The sequence below is a fragment of the Lysinibacillus sp. NPDC058147 genome (genome assembly GCF_042884205.1).
GTDB lineage: Bacteria > Bacillota > Bacilli > Bacillales_A > Planococcaceae > Lysinibacillus.
The window spans coordinates 341,651-360,602 of sequence record NZ_JBHVUJ010000002.1; the positions used below are offsets into that span (position 1 = coordinate 341,651).

Annotated in this window: 20 protein-coding genes and 1 other annotated feature; of the genes, 1 reads left to right on the forward strand and 19 read right to left on the reverse strand. The window is 35.2% G+C overall.

Going from position 1 to position 18,952, the window contains the following annotated elements; genetic code table 11:
• Nucleotides 1–3 precede the first annotated feature (3 nt).
• The 17 genes from ACFVT8_RS07045 to ACFVT8_RS07125 all read right to left on the reverse strand — a co-directional run bounded on the left by ACFVT8_RS07045 (nucleotide 4) and on the right by ACFVT8_RS07125 (nucleotide 16,115).
• Nucleotides 4–789, reverse strand: coding sequence for a hypothetical protein (locus ACFVT8_RS07045; RefSeq protein WP_387082873.1), 786 nt, complete (start codon nucleotides 787–789; stop codon nucleotides 4–6).
• 19 nt (nucleotides 790–808) lie between these two features.
• Nucleotides 809–1,219, reverse strand: a complete 411-nt coding sequence (locus ACFVT8_RS07050) for a hypothetical protein (RefSeq protein WP_387082874.1) — start codon at nucleotides 1,217–1,219, stop codon at nucleotides 809–811.
• A gap of 109 nt (nucleotides 1,220–1,328) precedes the next feature.
• A complete protein-coding gene (locus tag ACFVT8_RS07055) occupies nucleotides 1,329–1,643 on the reverse strand; it encodes a DUF5713 family protein (RefSeq protein ID WP_387082876.1) in 315 nt (104 codons plus the stop codon).
• A 70-nt stretch (nucleotides 1,644–1,713) separates the two neighbouring features.
• Nucleotides 1,714–3,378, reverse strand: a complete 1,665-nt coding sequence (locus ACFVT8_RS07060; RefSeq protein WP_387082878.1) for an Imm51 family immunity protein — start codon at nucleotides 3,376–3,378, stop codon at nucleotides 1,714–1,716.
• Between the two features lie 194 nt (nucleotides 3,379–3,572).
• Nucleotides 3,573–4,814, reverse strand: coding sequence for a DUF6138 family protein (locus ACFVT8_RS07065; protein ID WP_387082879.1), 1,242 nt, complete (start codon nucleotides 4,812–4,814; stop codon nucleotides 3,573–3,575).
• 62 nt (nucleotides 4,815–4,876) lie between these two features.
• A complete protein-coding gene (locus ACFVT8_RS07070; RefSeq protein ID WP_387082880.1) occupies nucleotides 4,877–5,713 on the reverse strand; it encodes a CbrC family protein in 837 nt (278 codons plus the stop codon).
• A 34-nt stretch (nucleotides 5,714–5,747) separates the two neighbouring features.
• Nucleotides 5,748–6,110 carry a hypothetical protein gene (locus ACFVT8_RS07075; protein ID WP_387082881.1) on the reverse strand — a complete coding sequence of 121 codons (363 nt, stop codon included), beginning with the start codon at nucleotides 6,108–6,110 and terminating at the stop codon, nucleotides 5,748–5,750.
• A gap of 334 nt (nucleotides 6,111–6,444) precedes the next feature.
• Nucleotides 6,445–7,881 carry a proline--tRNA ligase gene (gene proS / locus ACFVT8_RS07080; protein ID WP_387082883.1) on the reverse strand — a complete coding sequence of 479 codons (1,437 nt, stop codon included), beginning with the start codon at nucleotides 7,879–7,881 and terminating at the stop codon, nucleotides 6,445–6,447.
• 63 nt (nucleotides 7,882–7,944) lie between these two features.
• Nucleotides 7,945–8,163, reverse strand: a binding site (T-box leader).
• A gap of 190 nt (nucleotides 8,164–8,353) precedes the next feature.
• On the reverse strand, nucleotides 8,354–8,488 hold the full coding sequence (locus tag ACFVT8_RS07085) for a hypothetical protein (protein ID WP_387082885.1): 135 nt from the start codon (nucleotides 8,486–8,488) through the stop codon (nucleotides 8,354–8,356).
• Between the two features lie 159 nt (nucleotides 8,489–8,647).
• A complete protein-coding gene (locus tag ACFVT8_RS07090) occupies nucleotides 8,648–10,351 on the reverse strand; it encodes a putative bifunctional diguanylate cyclase/phosphodiesterase (protein WP_387082887.1) in 1,704 nt (567 codons plus the stop codon).
• A 338-nt stretch (nucleotides 10,352–10,689) separates the two neighbouring features.
• On the reverse strand, nucleotides 10,690–10,860 hold the full coding sequence (locus ACFVT8_RS07095; protein WP_387082889.1) for a transcriptional regulator: 171 nt from the start codon (nucleotides 10,858–10,860) through the stop codon (nucleotides 10,690–10,692).
• Between the two features lie 260 nt (nucleotides 10,861–11,120).
• Entirely contained in the window at nucleotides 11,121–11,270 is a 150-nt protein-coding gene (locus tag ACFVT8_RS07100) for a transcriptional regulator (protein WP_370044033.1), read from the reverse strand.
• 213 nt (nucleotides 11,271–11,483) lie between these two features.
• Nucleotides 11,484–12,908 (reverse strand): DUF4367 domain-containing protein, encoded by a 1,425-nt coding sequence (locus ACFVT8_RS07105; RefSeq protein ID WP_387082890.1) that lies wholly within the window; start codon nucleotides 12,906–12,908, stop codon nucleotides 11,484–11,486.
• A complete protein-coding gene (locus ACFVT8_RS07110) occupies nucleotides 12,874–13,431 on the reverse strand; it encodes an RNA polymerase sigma factor (protein ID WP_387082891.1) in 558 nt (185 codons plus the stop codon). The genes ACFVT8_RS07105 and ACFVT8_RS07110 overlap by 35 nt, the downstream gene beginning before the upstream one ends.
• Nucleotides 13,432–13,647: 216 nt before the next feature.
• On the reverse strand, nucleotides 13,648–14,130 hold the full coding sequence (locus tag ACFVT8_RS07115; RefSeq protein WP_387082892.1) for a hypothetical protein: 483 nt from the start codon (nucleotides 14,128–14,130) through the stop codon (nucleotides 13,648–13,650).
• A gap of 316 nt (nucleotides 14,131–14,446) precedes the next feature.
• Complete coding sequence (locus ACFVT8_RS07120) at nucleotides 14,447–14,959, reverse strand: DinB family protein (protein ID WP_387082893.1); 513 nt, start codon at nucleotides 14,957–14,959, stop codon at nucleotides 14,447–14,449.
• Nucleotides 14,960–15,005: 46 nt separating this feature from the next.
• Nucleotides 15,006–16,115, reverse strand: coding sequence for a Gfo/Idh/MocA family protein (locus tag ACFVT8_RS07125; protein ID WP_387082895.1), 1,110 nt, complete (start codon nucleotides 16,113–16,115; stop codon nucleotides 15,006–15,008).
• A 122-nt stretch (nucleotides 16,116–16,237) separates the two neighbouring features.
• Between ACFVT8_RS07125 and ACFVT8_RS07130 the strand changes: the two genes are divergently transcribed.
• Nucleotides 16,238–17,107, forward strand: a complete 870-nt coding sequence (locus tag ACFVT8_RS07130; protein WP_387082896.1) for a LysR family transcriptional regulator — start codon at nucleotides 16,238–16,240, stop codon at nucleotides 17,105–17,107.
• A 57-nt stretch (nucleotides 17,108–17,164) separates the two neighbouring features.
• Here the strand turns inward: ACFVT8_RS07130 and ACFVT8_RS07135 are convergent, their stop codons facing one another.
• Nucleotides 17,165–18,142: a tyrosine recombinase XerC gene (locus tag ACFVT8_RS07135; RefSeq protein WP_387082897.1), complete on the reverse strand. Its 978-nt coding sequence runs from the start codon at nucleotides 18,140–18,142 to the stop codon at nucleotides 17,165–17,167.
• Nucleotides 18,143–18,490: 348 nt separating this feature from the next.
• Nucleotides 18,491–18,952: a hypothetical protein gene (locus ACFVT8_RS07140; protein ID WP_387082899.1), complete on the reverse strand. Its 462-nt coding sequence runs from the start codon at nucleotides 18,950–18,952 to the stop codon at nucleotides 18,491–18,493.

Below are 18,952 nucleotides of genomic sequence, written 5' to 3' on the forward strand. Positions count from 1 at the left end.
CTATTACTGCTCAAGTAGCGCAGACCAAATTTGTATATTTACACTACATGAAGGACAGTTTACCTCACCAGCTAAATATGGTAAATCATGTACAAGTTCGTGTTCACCAATCACTGCCGCTTGTTCCGCTAACACCATTTGCTCCATATCTGAAAATTTCGAGGCAGGTACAACTTTGTGAGCCTCTTGTTCCTTGTCGAAAACAGGGTCTTGTACAAATGCCTTTGTGGCTCCCTCCCACAAATATACATCTTCCTTGCAATGTGGACATATAGCAATATACTCTTCCCCTGTCACAAACATCATTAGCATATTCGCCAGTCTGTAGGCTCCTCGATAAGTTGCATCGGCGGCTAGAATATAACGCTTTTCCACATTATCATCCAAAGTAGTTGCGTAAGTACGCACATCTTTTCCTAATAACGCCATCTTACGTATTGCCTTAATATAGCAATTGTAAATATCTGCTCCGATATGTTCATCAAGCATCTTTAAATCTGTCGGAATGCCGCTATCACCGCGACTCGCCTCAATAATACCGCAGATAATAAACAAATGATGTTGCACTTCGGGAAAGTTCGTTGACCATGCTATCTGCATCAAATAAGGAACAGCAGCATAGGTAACTGTATAGATGGTATTTTGATGAAACAAATAGTTTTCAAAAAGCGCATCAACTGTTTCTTTGTCGTATGCTTGCTTCAATCGCTGTAACAACGCTGGTACATTCTCTCCAGAGCCATATGGTCCTGTCAGATTTGCCCATACCGCACTCGTCAATTCAAGCAAAACGAACACCTCCCTCTAATTACCACTCACGCCAATCATCTGTTAATTCATAACGTCCAAGATTCTGACTTTTAGTAAGATCGTCAATATCAATTCCACATTGAATCAGCACTTGGTCAAAATACTCACAAAGCTCCTCTCGTTCGTCAGTTTCAATTAATCCGCCTCCACCTACCTCATTAATCTCATTTAGGGCAAGTACCGCCGTTTCAATAGATTTCATAATTGCAGGATAGCTATCTGGCTGATTTGGCAGTTTCGCAATGGATGCTGCATACTGCTCTAGCACCATTTCCGTCTGATGAATAAAACTATCTGGAAACAATTCCGCGTAAATACAGTCATCTTTATCAATCAATCCAGCAGTAAATTCTTCCTCTTCTTCTCTTTTAGCATTGCGCCAGCGTGACGTTGGTCGAATATCTTGCATAGGCCATTCCCCTTTATCTTTAATTTCTAATTAGTAAAAAATCCCTCTATAAAAGCTTTATAATGTAGAGTATTGGGTAGCATCGTAACAGTTATTTAAACATAACTCACTACCATTCACGTTCTCTTAATGCGTCTTCAATATCAAGCTTTACGTTGTATACATCCAATATATCCATAACAGTTAATGCAATACTATCTCGTGCAACCGTTTCAATTTCACTGTCTTGTTCTAAGAACTCGTCTTCTAAATCATTAATCGCACGTGTAATTTCATCAAATTTTACTTGTATATCTTCTAATGGATGCGGACCTTGCTCTAAATAGCGGACAATTTGCTCCAACAAATCTTTAATTTTATCAACTAAAAATTTAGGATAATAACTATCTTGATACATTCCCTTTAAAAAAATGATTTCTTTCATCTTATATTCCTCCAATAAATCTATTATTCTTCTATATCCAAATAATAAAACCGGTTACTTTTCCCCTGTATTAATCCAATATCGCCCTAGAAAATAAATCATATATCAGTTCATCATTTTCACATGCTTGTTTAAATCCAACAGCGAATCGCAACAATGCGTCTTTTTTGTCGGCATAAGCACAGAACATGTCTGCTTCTGGGTCGAAACGCACAATGCCTTCTAGCTCTGGCAACTTCTCTTGCAAATACACTTCCGCAAGCGAGCACCAATCGTAGCCATTACCTTGAAATCCTTTGTCTGCGCGTGTTTCAAACAACTCCTGTTTATAAATGCCTACTTCTAATAAGAGCGAAATATTTCCACTATCATGTTCTAGCCATCTAAATGGTTTTAGTTCTTCATTCAACAATTGAGTTTGTAGATTAGCTACCTTATCCGCTGTAAAACTTAATATCCCCTCTTGACTTACAATTTCCCCCTGCTCTATGCGTTCATTTAACCAACTTGAAACAAAGTCTGGGGCATATCCTCCTGTACTAAAACCTTGTGCAAGTGCAATAATATTCTCGTAATCCGCTAAATATTGCACTTGTGTAACTTTCGAATTAGCACCAGTGTACAACCAAAACTGGATATCATACATCAGCATGGATAGCTCATCTGCATGTAAAGCAAAATAGCCTTTGTCCTCTACAATTTGCGTACAAATACTTCGAATAACAGCTTCCATCCGATTTTCCTCTCCAACTTTTTCACATAACGACTGTAACAAAGAAGAGAATGGAACATGTTTCACCATATCCAAATCGTCAAGTTTATCTTGTTCTGTTGTATCGAATACTTCCTCATTCACCAATCCGACAATAAAAGTCGCAAAGTTCGGCGCAAGGAAAGTAATATAGTAATCAGCCTCTTGGTCTACATGTACAACAGCAGGCTCACCATCTACACCACATGCACGATAATCAAGCATAATGACATCATGGCCTGCTGACGGGCAATCGGCTATGACAACGCCAATATTTGGGTAGCCCCATTCCTCCAACATAAAACTGCTTCCCAAACTGCCACACAAGCTATAAGCCTTTTCGCGACCAATGCCCATAATCCCTGTAATCGCCACATGATCATCTGCCCATGAAGTCGGCATAGCCGTTGGAAAACAAGTGTTTATTGGTATACCTCCATTTTGTTGTTGCATAAACCAAATATAATCTGCTGGCAATTTATAGCCAAGTTCCTCTTCTATAGAAGCAATCATTTCAGTAGTGGGGGACACTTCTACATAATTTTTATCCGCATAATCGCTTTTCTCCCAAAATTGACTGAAATTACGCTCATGAAAAGGTACAAGCTTGATATCATCTAGCGCTTCCGCTGACTTTTTCATAATATTCCGACAGGCTGCTATATACTCTTCAGTTCTAGTATCAAACTGTAATTCTTTCGCTTTTTCAAATGCAGCCAGTGCTTCTTGCCATTCCTGGATATAGAAATAAGCATAGCCAGCACGCCAATGCCAATCCGTATCTTGTTGACCCTGTTTTTTAACTGTGAGTAACTGGGACAACGCTTCATGATAACGCCCTAAATTATTAAGCGCACGACCATAATGACCTACTATTTCGTAATCTCGCTCTGCCATAGACAATTGTTCAATTGCTTCTACAATTTTGTCATGTTGATTTTCCTCATACCATTTTTCTAACATATTCAATAATTTTTTTGGCATAATCTCACTCCCTCTCAATCAACTTTTTTTCAGCTAAACAAGTATCTTGTATCTCATGTTTGGTTAATAAGACCTTCCTATACAAATGCCGACGTTCCATCATCAAATATATTCTTTTCCTTCAATTACTCTTGACGTTGATGGACTAAATCAACGAGTGTTTCTTTCGTTCGATGTATGATTTTTTTCTATTGTCATGACATGAGCTCTTTCAATATTTCCTCAAAACGTTCACGATAAGGCGATAAAATCCGCATAAATTTTGGGTTGGTGAAGTCATTCAAATGGACAATTGCAAAGCATGTATACAGTAATGAAGCTACATCCATATCTTTATATTCTTCCATACGTTCATTTTGTTCAGGTGAAATCACTGGACAAAGCTCGATAAAGGGCGTTGTCATATATTTTTCAAGCCATTGTAAATTTTCATCCGTATTCATTGCCCGTTCAAAGAAAGGTTCGTATGGAACAGTTGGCACGGTTGCAACAATGTAAGTAAAGATTGGCAACGTTTCAGGTGTTAGCCCCCACCTTTCCACATAGGCTTTCGCAAAATATTCAGTCGGTGGTGAATGATCAGCATCGCATATTTCCATATAGTCGATAATGAGTTTGCCATAACTTTTATCGTATAAACCAAGGCCAAAAACGGCAAACGTGCTTGGCATTGCTGCTTCCTCATCCGCAACATCCCCGTAAAAATGATACTCTGCCATCGCTTTGTAGCTATATTCCACTAGCGCGGCATGTAGGCTTGGATAGCTCAATACTTTTGCAAAAAAATGATGGGAAGGTGTGACAGGTAAACGCTCAATTGGTAGCACTAAATCACTTTCACCTTCATAGAAAATACTATAGCTTTTCGGGAAATCCTCTTCCAATAAAGCATTTAAATAGAGCATAGCTTCACGATACGCTTCCTCTGTTTCTTCTTTAATATGAATCAAGATGGTAGCTAGCACATCATTTGCATAGCAATAAATAAGATCAGTTTCAGCTCGTTGCTTATTGAATGGCAAATCGCCAGAGCCAATTTTGAGTAAATTGTTATACGTTTCCGCATCTAATTCCTTAATCGTTCGCAACAATTCCTCAACCGTTAACGATTCAAAGTTTGCACCATATTTTCTTAAATTGATGGCATAATAGCGTAGCAATGGCAAATAAGCTAAAGATTTTTGTTTTTGCGTGAAACGAGAAAGACAGTAGCGCTGTGTTTCAAAGTCAAGCTCCTGACGGAATACGTCTAATAATGAAAGCTGTTGGTAATGGCAAAGTACCTCTGTTAAGACGAAGGTATCAAGCGCAAAAGAGGTCGTGCGAATGCAAGCAGGATAATGGCCCTCTTTATCAATTGTATATTGCTTTTCAAGTAGCTCTTGTGCGAGCTGTTGCCATAATGCTTCGTTTTCTATAAATTGTTCTGCTTTCATTCGCTTGTCCTCCTATAATTGTATGGTCAACTTCCCACATATTTCACCAATGTAACCTAGATTTAATCAAAGTCGGAATACAGAATGTATTGCTGACATTCTAAGCACTGAAATAGATAACCTTGATGCGAGCCATTATTACGCAGAGTAGCGGCTAGCTCTTCTTTGGTATGACCATTAAAATGTTCAAACTCCTCCGTAATGCCCATCTCCACTAGTTCTTGCCAACCAACATAACCAATAAATGCGCAATAATCCGTGCAGTGGGCGACCCAATCATTTCCTTGCCAACTAATATAGCCGGGTGTTCGATGCAACACTTCATCTGTATAGTCATCATTCTTTACAAGCTCGGAATTTAATAAATCTTGCTGAAATTGACCATCAAATTTTTGCGCAGCTAGCCCACTATGAATACAGCTTGGACAAAGATATTCCACCTCTTCAATCGCGTAAATGCCTTTGGTACAATAAATGTCCACCTCTTGATCACAGCAATCACAAACAACCAATTCACCCGTTTTAAAAATATTCGCTTGTATTGGATTCGGCATATATTTAAATGTTGGCAATGGTATTTTCAACTCTGCTTCCTCCTGAATGACACGTGGCAATAATGGCTTTACATTTTGTGGATTGTCAATCCAATATTTAATCGCCCCGTATTTTTTCTGATCTTTTTTATTGCGTAAATCCATGACGGATGTAAAAATTTTGTATGCCTCGTCATACATTTGCAACATGCAGAAAATTTCGACGAGCATGCGCAAATTTACCTCTGTTGGCTCTGCTTTTTGAACTTGCTCTCTTAGCTTATGCATGTCGTTAATTGCTTTGGTATTCTTTGCGTCAAACGTCTTTCTTTTCTCTTGCCATTGTTCAATAAGATTTTCTGTCATTTCTTATCCACCTCTCGATATACGATATAATGATTTAGAAAATCTCCCCCTCACCACTCACATCAAAAAAACCGACTCCATGCTTTTTTGCAAGTTCTTTCATCGTACTATATGCTTCATCAGCTACAGACCAGGCAAAAGCTGTGTAAATCATGGCATAACCAATACTATATTCAGTCAAACGACTCTCTAACTCGTCATCCTCATCCACTAGATTCATATTTGGGAAATGTTCCACCATATCCTGATACCATTTTTGTAATGCTGGTGTTGTAACTGATATTGTTGCGTAATCATGTGGTTCAGCCCATTTTGTTTGTTCATCATACCATTGTAAAAATGTTTCTTTATTGTTTGGAGTTTGCTCTTTATCAAAGACCATTAAATCATAACTCATTGTTTTCACCCTTCAAAAAAGAATATATGTTCTGTTTTTATTCTAGCATACAAACATTTTTTTGAAAACATAGAAAAAACATGGCTCAATTAAGATAAAAACCCTGCATTTTCAGCTAGAAATGCAGGGGAAAACGAGCCGTAAATAAAGAAAAACAGGATTGAAAGTATATACCTACTACGTTTGTTCTACTCATGTAGTTCAAATATAGCTGTAAATGCACAAGACATAATAAGAGTATAGAGGACATCACAGGAAATTAATAAACAGACTATCTACCTGACGAAATCAAAACAAGCAGAACAATTATACAAAACTAAACAACAAGAATTTTTTAGTATGCTTGAGCAAACCAAACTGTCTGTTTCGCTTCATTTCCACAGCAAATACAAGTAGTTTTCGTAGTTGGTGGGTTAAATGGAATGTTACGAGAAGTATATTTTGTCTCTTCTTTTACTTTTTCCTCACATGCATCATCTCCACACCATCCAGCAAGAATCCAGCCTGGAATAGATCCCTTTTCCTTGGAAATGTTAATATGCTGCTGTAAATCTTTAAGTGTATCTATAGTTGTATGTGCGTTTTCATCACGGAATTTTCGTGCTTTTTCAAATAACCGACTTTGCATTGTTGCCAGTTCTTCTTCAATTGCTGAAACAATGTCATTTAGGTCAATGGATTGCTTCTCATCTTCATCTCGTGCTTTTAACAATGCCTGATTTTTCTCTAAGTCACGAGGTCCTAATTCAATTCGAGCTGGTACACCTTTTAATTCCCATTCGTTAAATTTGAAGCCTGGTGATTGGTCGGAGTCATCAAGACGTACTCGAATTCCCTTGTTCTTAAGGGCCACATAAATATCATCTAATTTCTCCATAATTTCAGGATTCTTTTTCCATGGACCTACAGGTATTAAAACAACTTGGGTTGGTGCAATGCGTGGCGGTAAAATAAGCCCTTGTTCATCACCATGAACCATAATTACTGAACCAATTAAACGTGTTGAAGTCCCCCAAGATGTTGTGTGCACATGCTCATGCTGATTGGCTTTATTTAAATATTTAATATCAAAGGCTTCAGCGAACTTTGTCCCTAAATAGTGAGAGGTACCAGCTTGAACGGCCTTCCCATTTTTCATCATGGCTTCGATAGAAAATGTATCAACTGCGCCTGCAAAACGTTCTGAAGGTGTTTTTTGTCCATCATAGACAGGAATTGCAAGTAAACCTTCTACTACCTCCTTATAGATAGCTAACATTTGCATTGTTTCTTTTCGTGCATCCTCTTCATCAATATGTGCAGTATGGCCCTCCTGCCACAAAAATTCAGATGTTCGAATGAACGGAAGTGTTTTCTTTTCCCAACGAAAAACATTTGCCCATTGATTAATTAAGACTGGCAAATCACGGTAACTTTTAATCCAATTTGAGTAGAGATGGCCAATCATCGTTTCAGAAGTTGGTCGAAGCGCTAGACGTTCTTCTAATTTCTCACCTGCTGCTTCTGTCACCCAAGGAAGCTCAGGTGAGAAACCTTCGATATGATCTTTTTCTTTTTGGAAGAAGGATTCAGGGATTAGCATAGGGAAATAAGCGTTGCGATGGCCAGTCTCTTTAAAACGACGGTCCATTTCCTCCTGAATATGTTCCCAAATTTCATAGCCGTCAGGTTTAAATGCAATACAGCCACGAACTGGTGTATAATCCATTAAATCTGCCTTTTGGATTGTCTCGATGTACCATTTTGAAAAATCATTTTGTTGTGTTGTCATATTCTCTCCTCCATTTCTAAAACTTTACCAATGAAAAAATAAAAAGCACAAAGCTGTCCTCAAAATAAGGACGTCTTTGTGCCGATTAAACGTGGTACCACCTTTAATTTAGTTTTAAGAAATCTTAAAACCCTCTAACGTTTTGTAACGGAAACGACTCGGTTATGTTTGCATAACATCTCCGTGGTAGGTTTCAGATAAGAAGCGGTGATATAGCTCTCAGCAATTGCTATATTCTCTGTTTCACGATTCTTACTTACTTAGCCACATCAACGATTCATATTTTATATAACTTTAGCAAAACAGTTATATAATTTCAAATATTTAATTAAACAGGATTATTTTTCGGGAAATATCAGAAAATTAGCTTTACTTTCTGGTAACCAAATTACTTCTAACTAGCAATAAATCATTTTTATGAGCAATGATTCTGAATACACTCCTTTTACAAACCTTTATTTTTTCCGGTTCATTACGGTTTGAGCTTTGAATCGGCTTTTGGATAACCCCAAAAAAATACATGTGTTCTTAATGCCATCCTTGGTGTTGAATGCAACAGTATAATTACAGCCAACATAGAAACAATGATTATTACTTTTTTCTTCAAGTCACCGCTCCTCCCAATTGACGTTTATAATCAATAAAATATCCTTGAAGGATTGAACACCTAAAGGAGATTGGACTGGCTATGTTTACTGGATTTAAAGTAAACCGTAAACATTTAGAGGATCTCGTCCTAGACTATAGACAAGACCCTCTACTTTAACTACATGTTACTATCAATTATTAGTTTCGTAAAATCCTCTACCGATAACGGCTTACTGAAATAATAGCCCTGTACGTACTCGCAGCCATGTTCACGTAGCACGTTTAATTCTGCTTCTTCTTCCACACCTTCAGCTACTACTTGTAGATTTAAAGCATGTGCTAAAGAGATAATAGCTGAAATCATGGCAATGCCTGATTTTTCAGGAACTATATCACGAACGAATGCCCGATCTATTTTTAAAACATCTACTGGGAATGTTTTTAAATAATTTAGCGACGAATAACCCGTTCCGAAATCATCTAATGAAATCGTAATTCCAAGAGCTCTTAATTGCTTAATTGTATTAAGTAAGTCTTCCGTATAATCCAACATACTCATTTCTGTAATTTCGATTTCTAAAAAGTGTGGATCAATTTTTGTTTCTGTAATAACTTCATGTACCATTTCAACAAAGCCTGTTGTACTAATATGAATTGGAGAAATGTTCACGGCAACACGTAAGTTTAAATTATGTACTTTATTCCATGTGCGTGCTTGGGCAGACGCTTTTCTTAACACCCATACCCCAATATCATTAATAAGCCCACATTCCTCAGCAAATGGAATAAAGCGATCTGGAGGCATATGACCTAGTTCAGGATCATACCAACGAAGTAATGCCTCCATGCCAATTATTTTGTTCGTTTTTAAATTAATTTTTGGTTGATAATGTAATTCTAAAATATCATTTTTTAACGCTTGATGTAATTTTGTTTCAAGTAATAGCCACTTATCATTCACTTCCTCCATATTTGGACGATACAAGCGATATTGATTGCCACGTGTAGATTTCGCAGCATACATGGCGATATCTGCATTTTTCAATAATTCCTCAACAGAGTTTGCATGGTCTGGGAAAATACTAATGCCAATACTAATACTTGCGTAAAATTCAAACGTATCCACAATAAAACTCTCATTAAAGACGCTGATTATTTCTTCGGCTTTTTCCTCAATACGGTCAACATCGTTTAGTATAATTACAAACTCATCACTGTTGTGACGGTAAATAGAATTGGATGTATAATCAACGTTGCGTAGACGATTCGCCATTTCCACTAAGAACATATCACCGATGATATGACCAAGTCCATCGTTAATGTTTTTAAAACGATTTACATCAATGAATAATAACGCAAACTTTTCTCCTGTACGTCGAGATTGATGGAATTCATTTTCTAAACGTTGTTCTAACTTACGACGATTTGGTAGCCCTGTTAATTCATCGTGATAAGCAATATGGGTTATCTTTTTTATATCCTTTTGGGCGGTAATATCAACTCGTATAGCAATATATTGATACGGTTTGCCATTGTCATCAAGAAAAGGAATAATCGTTGTCTTCACCCAGTAAAGACTACCATCCTTCGCGCGATTGCAGACCTCGCCATTCCACATGTCACCCTTGCCTATAGTTTTCCACATCTCTCTGAAGAAAGATTTTGGATGGAACCCTGAATTGAGTAGACGGTGATCTTGCCCTAATAATTCTTCACGAGTATATTTAGAAATTTTGCAAAAATGATCATTAACAAACGTAATTTTCCCAGTCCGGTCTGTGATTGCTACAATGATTGAACTATTCATTGCTGAAAAAATATCTTGTAATTCTTTCAGACTGTAGTTAATTTGATTGATACTACTAGGCATGATATTCGTCATTTTCATTCTCCGTTCATTAGAAGGGTTTGGTACTTTTGCTTTATATTTAAGCAGGGTATAAAGTTATGGGATATCGCCCTTTATTATGTAATTATATTATAGTCTTAGAAAAGCAGTTAATTCAACCCAAATATCAAAACATTAAGGTCTTTTAACATACTTTAAATGTTTGTTTTTGAATATTTTAATTACCTTAGTTCTATTTATATGTTATGTTTAGCCTATTTATCTTTAGAACATATGAACTGTAATTACACGATGCTTGAATAATTTCTTCATTTATGTTATATCTCAAAAATGCCTTACTGTCACATATAGGCAGTAAGGCATTTTAAAAGCTAAGAGACTTCATATTCTATTTGACCTCCCAATGTTTTGGCACGTTCATTGTAGGCATCTAGTTGCTCCTGAGATAAGTTTAAAATATAATAGTGAAAATTTATTGGCTCTAAACCGTGTTTTTCACACACTTGGCGATAAAAATCATAGCCTTCTCGATAATCTGTCATCCTAATAACTTCCTTTCATTTGTGTAGCTTCGTTATAATATTCTAATTGCTCTTACGATAATTGATTGACTTATCTTGTTATATAACAGTATTTTGTTTTTATCAATAATATATAACAGTTGTTTTGCTATGTCAATAAATTTTCTGATATTTCTTTCAAATATACAAAAGCCCAGTCCATCTAAATTAGTATGGCTGGGCTTTTCATAAAATATTCACATCGGCGTCCGTCATAATCACATCCTTTAACTACCAACCTGTTAAATTCCTAATTGCTTTGCTTGCATATTATAAGCTGAAAGTTGCTGCTGCGATAACTGTAGCACAAAATAGCGGAATGAAATTGGCTCTAAACCATAACGCTCACACATCTCACAATAAAATTCATAACCATCACGATACTTTGACATTAGAATTCCTCCTCAACCAAACTGTTTTATAACAGTTGTTTATATTTTTATTTAATATATAACAGATGATTTACTTCGTCAAGCTTTACAAAAAATTTAATTAGGGTACCGTCAAAGGACGCGATTATGCCGAGGACATAATTGATAAGTTCTTCCAATAAAAAAAGCTGCTAGATATAAGCAACTTTTTTATCTATGTCCCTATCTTCTTATCTATCTACGAATATCAATCCACGAACGATCCTTCGCATTCATGTCGTCAGTAGTACCAGATCCACTGTAACGGAAAGCATCAAGGAAGATTGAATCCAGTTTATCCTCGTCTACAAAATAACCTAAGTTAATTTTCATCGTTTGTCCGGGTAGGATATTGTCAATATAGTAAAAGGCTTTTCCCTTTCCGTGAGGTGCTAGATAATCAACCTCGCCCGTCATAAGACTTTTTTCGTCAATTCCATTTTCTCTAGCATAGTTCCATCCATTATTTTCAAATTTAAGCACTTGTATGGTTGGATTCATACAAATTTCTTCTATTGCCTGTTTACCAATATTTTTAACTGTTGTTGTCAGGTAGACAAATTTAGGATTAACTAATTTTGACTCTACTAGTTCGTAAACTGAATCACTACCGTTTCCAACTTTATATACATCTCGTCTATACGGTATCAACTTCTTTTTCTGGTCTAAAGCCTTATACTCGCTTAAACTTCCTAGGCCAAATTCATTAAAGTTTTCTTGTTTAAAATCTTTGATAGAATCAAAGACTTCAACTTTTTCTATAACAAATTCAAGGTTGTCCAATCTGCTTATTTGATCTACGGTTACTGGAACCTTTTCGCCTACACTAAATAGTTGTTTGCTGTCTTTTTTCAAAGGAATAACGCTAAATTCTGTTGGTTCAGTCTCTTCACTATAGAGAGAATCATCTGCTATAAATGACGACATTTCTTTTGATGTGGGTTCAAGCGAAATGTTCTCCATGACCTTCATCATCAGTTCTTCACTTACATCGATTCCAATAGTACCTTCGACCATAATTCCCTCTTCTTCAAATAAAAGATAGACCTGTCTGTCAAATGCTAAACTTTTGTTTCCAGTGTCTTTATTGACAATCACTGCTTTCTTACCATTTATCTCTATTTCTTCATAACTTTTTGAGTACAGAGTTTGAAAATTGGAATCTTTGCCTACTCTCCAGAGATAGAATGAAAACCCACTCTTTGCGTAGTTATCTTTAAATGAATATTTCAGAGGAGAGTTTTCGATTTCTACCATATTTTCTGGTAAATAATTTACTTTTAATTTATACCAATTATTATTCTTTTTTGAGGCATTATTTGACACTGAGACATTTACTTCATAATTTTGTTTTTGGACAATCATATCATAGACCTTCACTGCGCCAAAAGCTGTTGTTGGTATGCCAATCATTAAGCATGCAGCGGCGATTAAAATGCGATTCTTTTTACGTTTTTGCTGTGGCTGTTTACTTTTCATCTTAATTTCCTCCATAAACAATTTCTTTTTGTGCGTGTAAGTATCTGAAAATTTGTGTTGTTCATCTAGTTTATCAAAATCGTCTAAAGCGATTTTTTCAGCAAGGTCATACATATTTTTGGAGTTCTTTGAATTCGTCATTTTCTATACCTCCTATAATATTCTGTACTCGTTTTCGAGCGCGTTCAAATTGCTTACGGACATTGACTTCAGTGATCCCCATTACCTCTGAAATTTCCTGATAAGATAAGTTATAGAAGACTTTGTACTTAAAAACCTGTCTGTAAGAGTCATTTAACTCTGTTAGCAATGTATCAATTTGAAGCTCAGACATTAAACGTTGTTCCCACTCTTCAATATTTTCATCTACTACTTCCGGTGACTCTCTTTGATATTCTTCCAAAAATAATTTATGTCGTTTATTTTTCCGGTAACTATCAATCGTTTTGTTTTTCGCAATTCTCAATATGTAGCCTTTAAGCTCATGAGTGTTCAAACTGCAGATTTTTTCCAGATTCTGATAGAGAGTAATAAACGTCTCTTGAACTATATCTTCAGCCTGTTGAATATTATGTAAAATAGAATAGGCAATATAATATACTTTTTGTTCATACAACTCGTATAGTTCTTCCATCTTTTCATAATCCTTATTTGTAACTTTCATGTAATTCCCTCCTCTCACTCTATATAACGAATGGGCACTAAACTTTGTGACACTTTTCCCAACTATTAGAAAACCAATCGTTCAAAGGATTGTAGATAAGAAATTTATCTGCAAAATGACACTGATTTTAGTTAGGTCTTGATATTACGACACAACAAAAGCCATTGTTTTGAAAAAAAGATTGATCAAAACAATGGCTTTTGTCATTATAGAATATTAAAGTTTTTCGGGAAGTAACTCTACCTTTACCTTTAGTTTTATATTTACTGGAGACTCTTCGTTTTCTGTAACGTAAGATATGACATAAGCTCCTTCAGGAAATCCGTCAAAAACCTTATTAAAACTTTCGTTACTTTTTAAAACACCATTTACTACTTTTGTTTCTTTATCTACATTTCGAATTTTGTATACAAAGCTTTTTGTACCAGTATTTGATACGGATATTTTGAATGGTACATCTCCATCATAAGTAAAATATGATTTACTTTCACCTATTGGAGCCTCTATCTGATCATCAATTTCAATAGGGTAATACGTTCGTACTGATTCTTCGTCAGTGATATCCTCAACAACAGGTTCACTTTTTACAACCTCTGATGTAACTTTTGGGGCTTGTACTTCTGTTTTAGTCGAAAATGTATAGCACCCTGATAAGAGTACAATAAACGTACAAATACATGCTAATTTATAAATCTTCATAACTTCTCCTATCTAAAAATAGTAAATAATGATAATTATACCATAAAACACAAAAAAAGAAGGGAAGGCTCTTTGTCCTTTCCTTCTTACTATTTCTATATGCTGATCTCAGGAAATTGGATTCACCATATATTTTTTAATAATCGGATTATCATTCTAGGGATAAATATTAAAATGTTCCAGATTATTTCTAATGCGATTGAATTTTTAATTTCTATTATAATTTTTTTAACATAATATCGTATTTTTCTTTTTTTAATATAATGTCGTATTTTTCTTTTTTTCATTCATTGTATTCCGTTTCTAGCTTAGTTTATTAGAGCTCCACTTTGATGAGTGTTTTGATTTCTTTTATTTGTTCAATATGTCGTTGTTCATGAAAATATATTTGTTCTACCCATTGATCAAGGGGTAATTCCCCAATTGCAGGATGTTTAAAGGATTTTTCTGCTAATATTGATGGATCTTCAATTGTATTAAGGAAAGCTGTTAATTTTTCTCTCGAATTGTCAAGTAAGTCAATGATTTGCTGAACTGTAAAAAAGTCTTCAGCTGGTTCAACAATTTTGGGTGCTGTAATTTTCTTTGTTCTATCTACAATAAGTTGAACATTTTTACGTTCCGTTTGCTTATTATCATCTTGTTTTAATCCCCATGCAATCGCTTTTACTGATGATTCCTCCACTAAAACTAAGTGATGGCAAACTTGGGCAATACTCCAACTGTTTGCATCAGGTTTAGCATTCAATTGAGTATCGCTCAATAATTTAATTTCCTCTAATAAGTTATTTCTTGTTTCATATAAATTATCATTTATTAACTGATTCATGTGATCTCTCCTCCACCATTTTTTTTATTTCCTTTTTGTATATGTTTTATACGATGTGAATTATTCTTTTACCCGTTTTTGCAGATTGTTGAACTGCATCTAACAAGCGATGCAGTTTGACAGCATCATTAAAATCCGGAATTTGCTTTGTACACTTAAATATATCTTTTGCCAATATCGTATAAGCTTGATTCACATAGCCAATAGAGTCATTATTTATTTCTGATGGAATATTTACTTCTTCATATAAAACATCTTTAAAGTTTTGCAAATTATTAGGATATATCATTTTTTCAATGATAAGATTACCGAATTGAACATGACCATAGGAATTTTTTTGTGTTAAGCGAAATGCTCCCTTTTCTCCCCTAATTTCTAATTGAAAAGCAGGATGAACTCCACCTTGGATATGTACAGATGCTGAAGTACCATCTACTAGCGTCCCGTGTATTAATATTTGGTCAGCTGTGTTTTTTTCTGTTGTCTTGCCTGTTTCTTGTACTAGCGCTTCAGTAAAATGGACATTCATTGTAGCTGACAATTCTTTAAAATCACCTAAAATATAGCAGAGGACATCTAAAGAGTGCCCTCCGTTAATGGTAAGAAGGGTTGCACCATTATTTTCGTGTAATAGATAACGACTTTTTCCATCTGTTATTCCACCTTTACCTTGTGTAGCAACCTGCATAGTACAGGAAATGACTTTGCCGATATCCCCTTGTTGAATTGCTTGTTTTAAATAATTTACTTCTGGAGATTGTCTTCCCTGTAGTCCAATTGCATGATGAATTTTTCTGTCTTCTGCAAATTTAGCCATTTTTTCTGCTTGCTTCGTATCGATAGCTAGTGGCCATTCACAATAAATATGTTTAGTTTCATCTAATACTGCCATCACAGCATCATAATGATGAGGGACCTTGATACTTACAACTACTAAGTCAACATCTTCCGATTGCGCTAATTCCTTATAGTTTGTAAAAGCATAAGAAGCATTAAGGATTTTAGCACTTTCTTCGGCAGTATCCATATTCGAAGTTCCGATTGCTGTTATTTTGTAATAGGGATTGTTCTTTAGTGCTGGAATATGTGTTTGACTTGCCCATTGATTATTCAAAGATCCACCTATAATCCCTACATTTATAATTCTATTTTCCATTAACTTTTCCTCCAAAACTTTTAAAATTCTATTAACTTTATACAGTATAATGAAAACGAGACATCATATTAAATGTTAATTTTTGATGGCGCTATCACTTTTTTTGATGGATGTGAATGGAAATGGATATTGAAAACATGAAGGCTTTTGTATCAGTTGCAGAACTAAAAAGTATATCTGCTGCTGCCACTAAATTGAATCACCTACAATCGAATATGACGGCAAAAATTAAAAAAATTGAAAACCATTATAACCAAGAATTATTTATCAGAAATTCTAAAGGTGTAACACTAACGAAAGAGGGAGAAAAATTATATCATCAATTTAAGAAATTGTTGTTTGTTTGGGAAGAAACAGAAAATATGATGAAAAAACATGAGGAAAAACTTCGAGTAGGTACGATGATTTCAATGGGAGGAACTCAAATATCCTCAGCTTTAAATAAGCTTTATCAAACATACCCTGATTTATCGGTAACATTAAAAACAGGGTCAACAGAGTTTATAGAAAATCAAATCCTCCTAGGAAAAATTGATGTAGCCTATACGATTGGATCATTAAAAAATAATACTATAAAGTATAAAAAAGTAGCTATTGAAGAAATGGTCGTCATAGGTTCAGGTATTGATCGGAGTACAGTATTCGAGGACTTTATAAGTGAACAAAACTTACTTGTGCTTTCTGATAACTGTTTGTATCTTTCAATATTACAAAATATGTATAGGAGTCTAAATATTACGTATAGAGAAATTATTGAAGTGGGAGATTCAGAAACGTTAATCCAATTTGCCATGATGGGCATGGGAATTACTTTAGTTTCTAAACGTTTAGCAAATCGATATAACATTCAACAATACTTAGATATACCATCATCTTTTAGATACGTTGATTTATATTTAATCACTCGTTTAAACCATAAATTCACACCTATTGAAAGACAGTTTATTGAGCTAACAAACTCTATTGATGAAATGGAAGCTAACAACAGATAATAGTACTAAAAGCCGATTTCTACAAGTAAGGGTAATCGGCTTTTTTAGTTGCCTATTTTATTCAATGAAATGCTCTCTACTACGAACAATATTGAACGGATTATTTTCGAGTACATGTTGTAGCTCTTCATCTTCAATATGTGTATAGATTTGCGTCGTTGCAACACTTGAATGGCCGAGTATATGCTGAAGACTTCGAATATCCGCCCCCGATTTATACATCATTGTTGCAGATGTATGTCGTAATTTATGTGGCGTCAGTCGATCTTTTTGAAGTCCGGATTGCTGATTAATTTGTTTAACGATTTTTGCAACGGTTTGACGAGTAAAGCGTGTTCCCTTTTGCGAGACGAAAAGAGGTTCTTCTCCTTCACCTTTAAATACTGTCTTCCCGCTATTTTCATAGTCTGCAAGTGCCTGGATGCAGCTATCATTCAAATAAACGGTACGTTCTTTATTCCCTTTACCAACAACCGTTAAGTAGCGACCTTGTATAGACGACTTATTTAGCTGACAAAGCTCCGTAACACGAATCCCCAAATTTAAGAAAAACATCATCATACAATAATTTCTTGGTGAAGCACGATTTGGCTGGATGCCATCGATAAATTGCGTAGCTTCCTCGATGTTCATATAGATAGGTCTTTTCCGTCCTATTTTTGGTGTTTCTAATTCATCTGCCGGGTTTTCTTCTATAAGTCGACGTTTGCCTTTTAGGTATTTAAAAAACGATTTCAACGTTGCTACTTTACGTGCTCTCGCAGATGCAGAATTCCCGCGCTGCACTTCGCAATATTCCATAAATAAATAAAGATCCTCTAGTGTCATTTCGCGAACTTCTTCTATTGAAATAGTAGAAATATCTATTTTCGTTAAATCTGCTATATCATGATCATTCTGAATTGCTATGTAGAAACGGAAGAATAATGTCAAATCATATTCATATTCTTTTCTTGTACGATGAGACTTCCCTTTAATCGTCGTTAAATAGACAAGGAAATCTCTCATTATTTTAGGAAGCTTTGTCTTTTCCATAAAATCACCTCTATTTTCTCTATTTTACCACGAAAAAACGTTCCCAAATATAAATTTGGGAACTTTATAGTGAAAAAATGCCCTTTTTTTATAGGTTGGAACATACGTTCTTTTTATGGGCGATAAAAAAGATGATTCTCTTTTAGAAAGAAAATCACCTTTTTTAAAAGTTTTTAGAAAGTTTCACTATTTAGGTATAAAACACGAAAAAAATGAATATTTAAATCTAGTGAGACAAATGCTATGAGACGAATCGAAAAACGAGAAGATGGGTAACTGTACATGTCGATTCTTCTCATAACACGCATGGGATTATTTGGTTTTTGTCGATTTCAGAAGCATTATTTATCAGTACAAAAGGATGCGACAGCAATAAATGTTTCTGTGCGAAAACCGGTACTTAACAAAAATACTATATGTCCCATCTACTTGTTTTGCTACAGACCAGTTCGTTGATAGCATAAGTTGAAGCTTCTCGATAGATTCCTCATTACAAGTTAGATGCTGGATTCCTGTTTCTAATAATTGATAATCCTTACCTTCTTCTAATTGGAAACGAAGATACAATAAACGTTGAATGCCTGGCAAAGTTACATATTTGATACGGTAGTTTCCATGCAGAGCGTCTAAAAATAATTGTTCCCCTTCTTGATAAAGTGCCATTGTTTCGGAAAATTCATAGTTTGGAACTTTTTCCTGCCAAACTGATAGATCCCCTGTTTGCAATGTGTGCACAATCTCCTCATCAGTAAAATCTAATTTTGAAAGCTTGTCTAGCTCATAAGCTTGCATTAAATTAATGATTGTCAT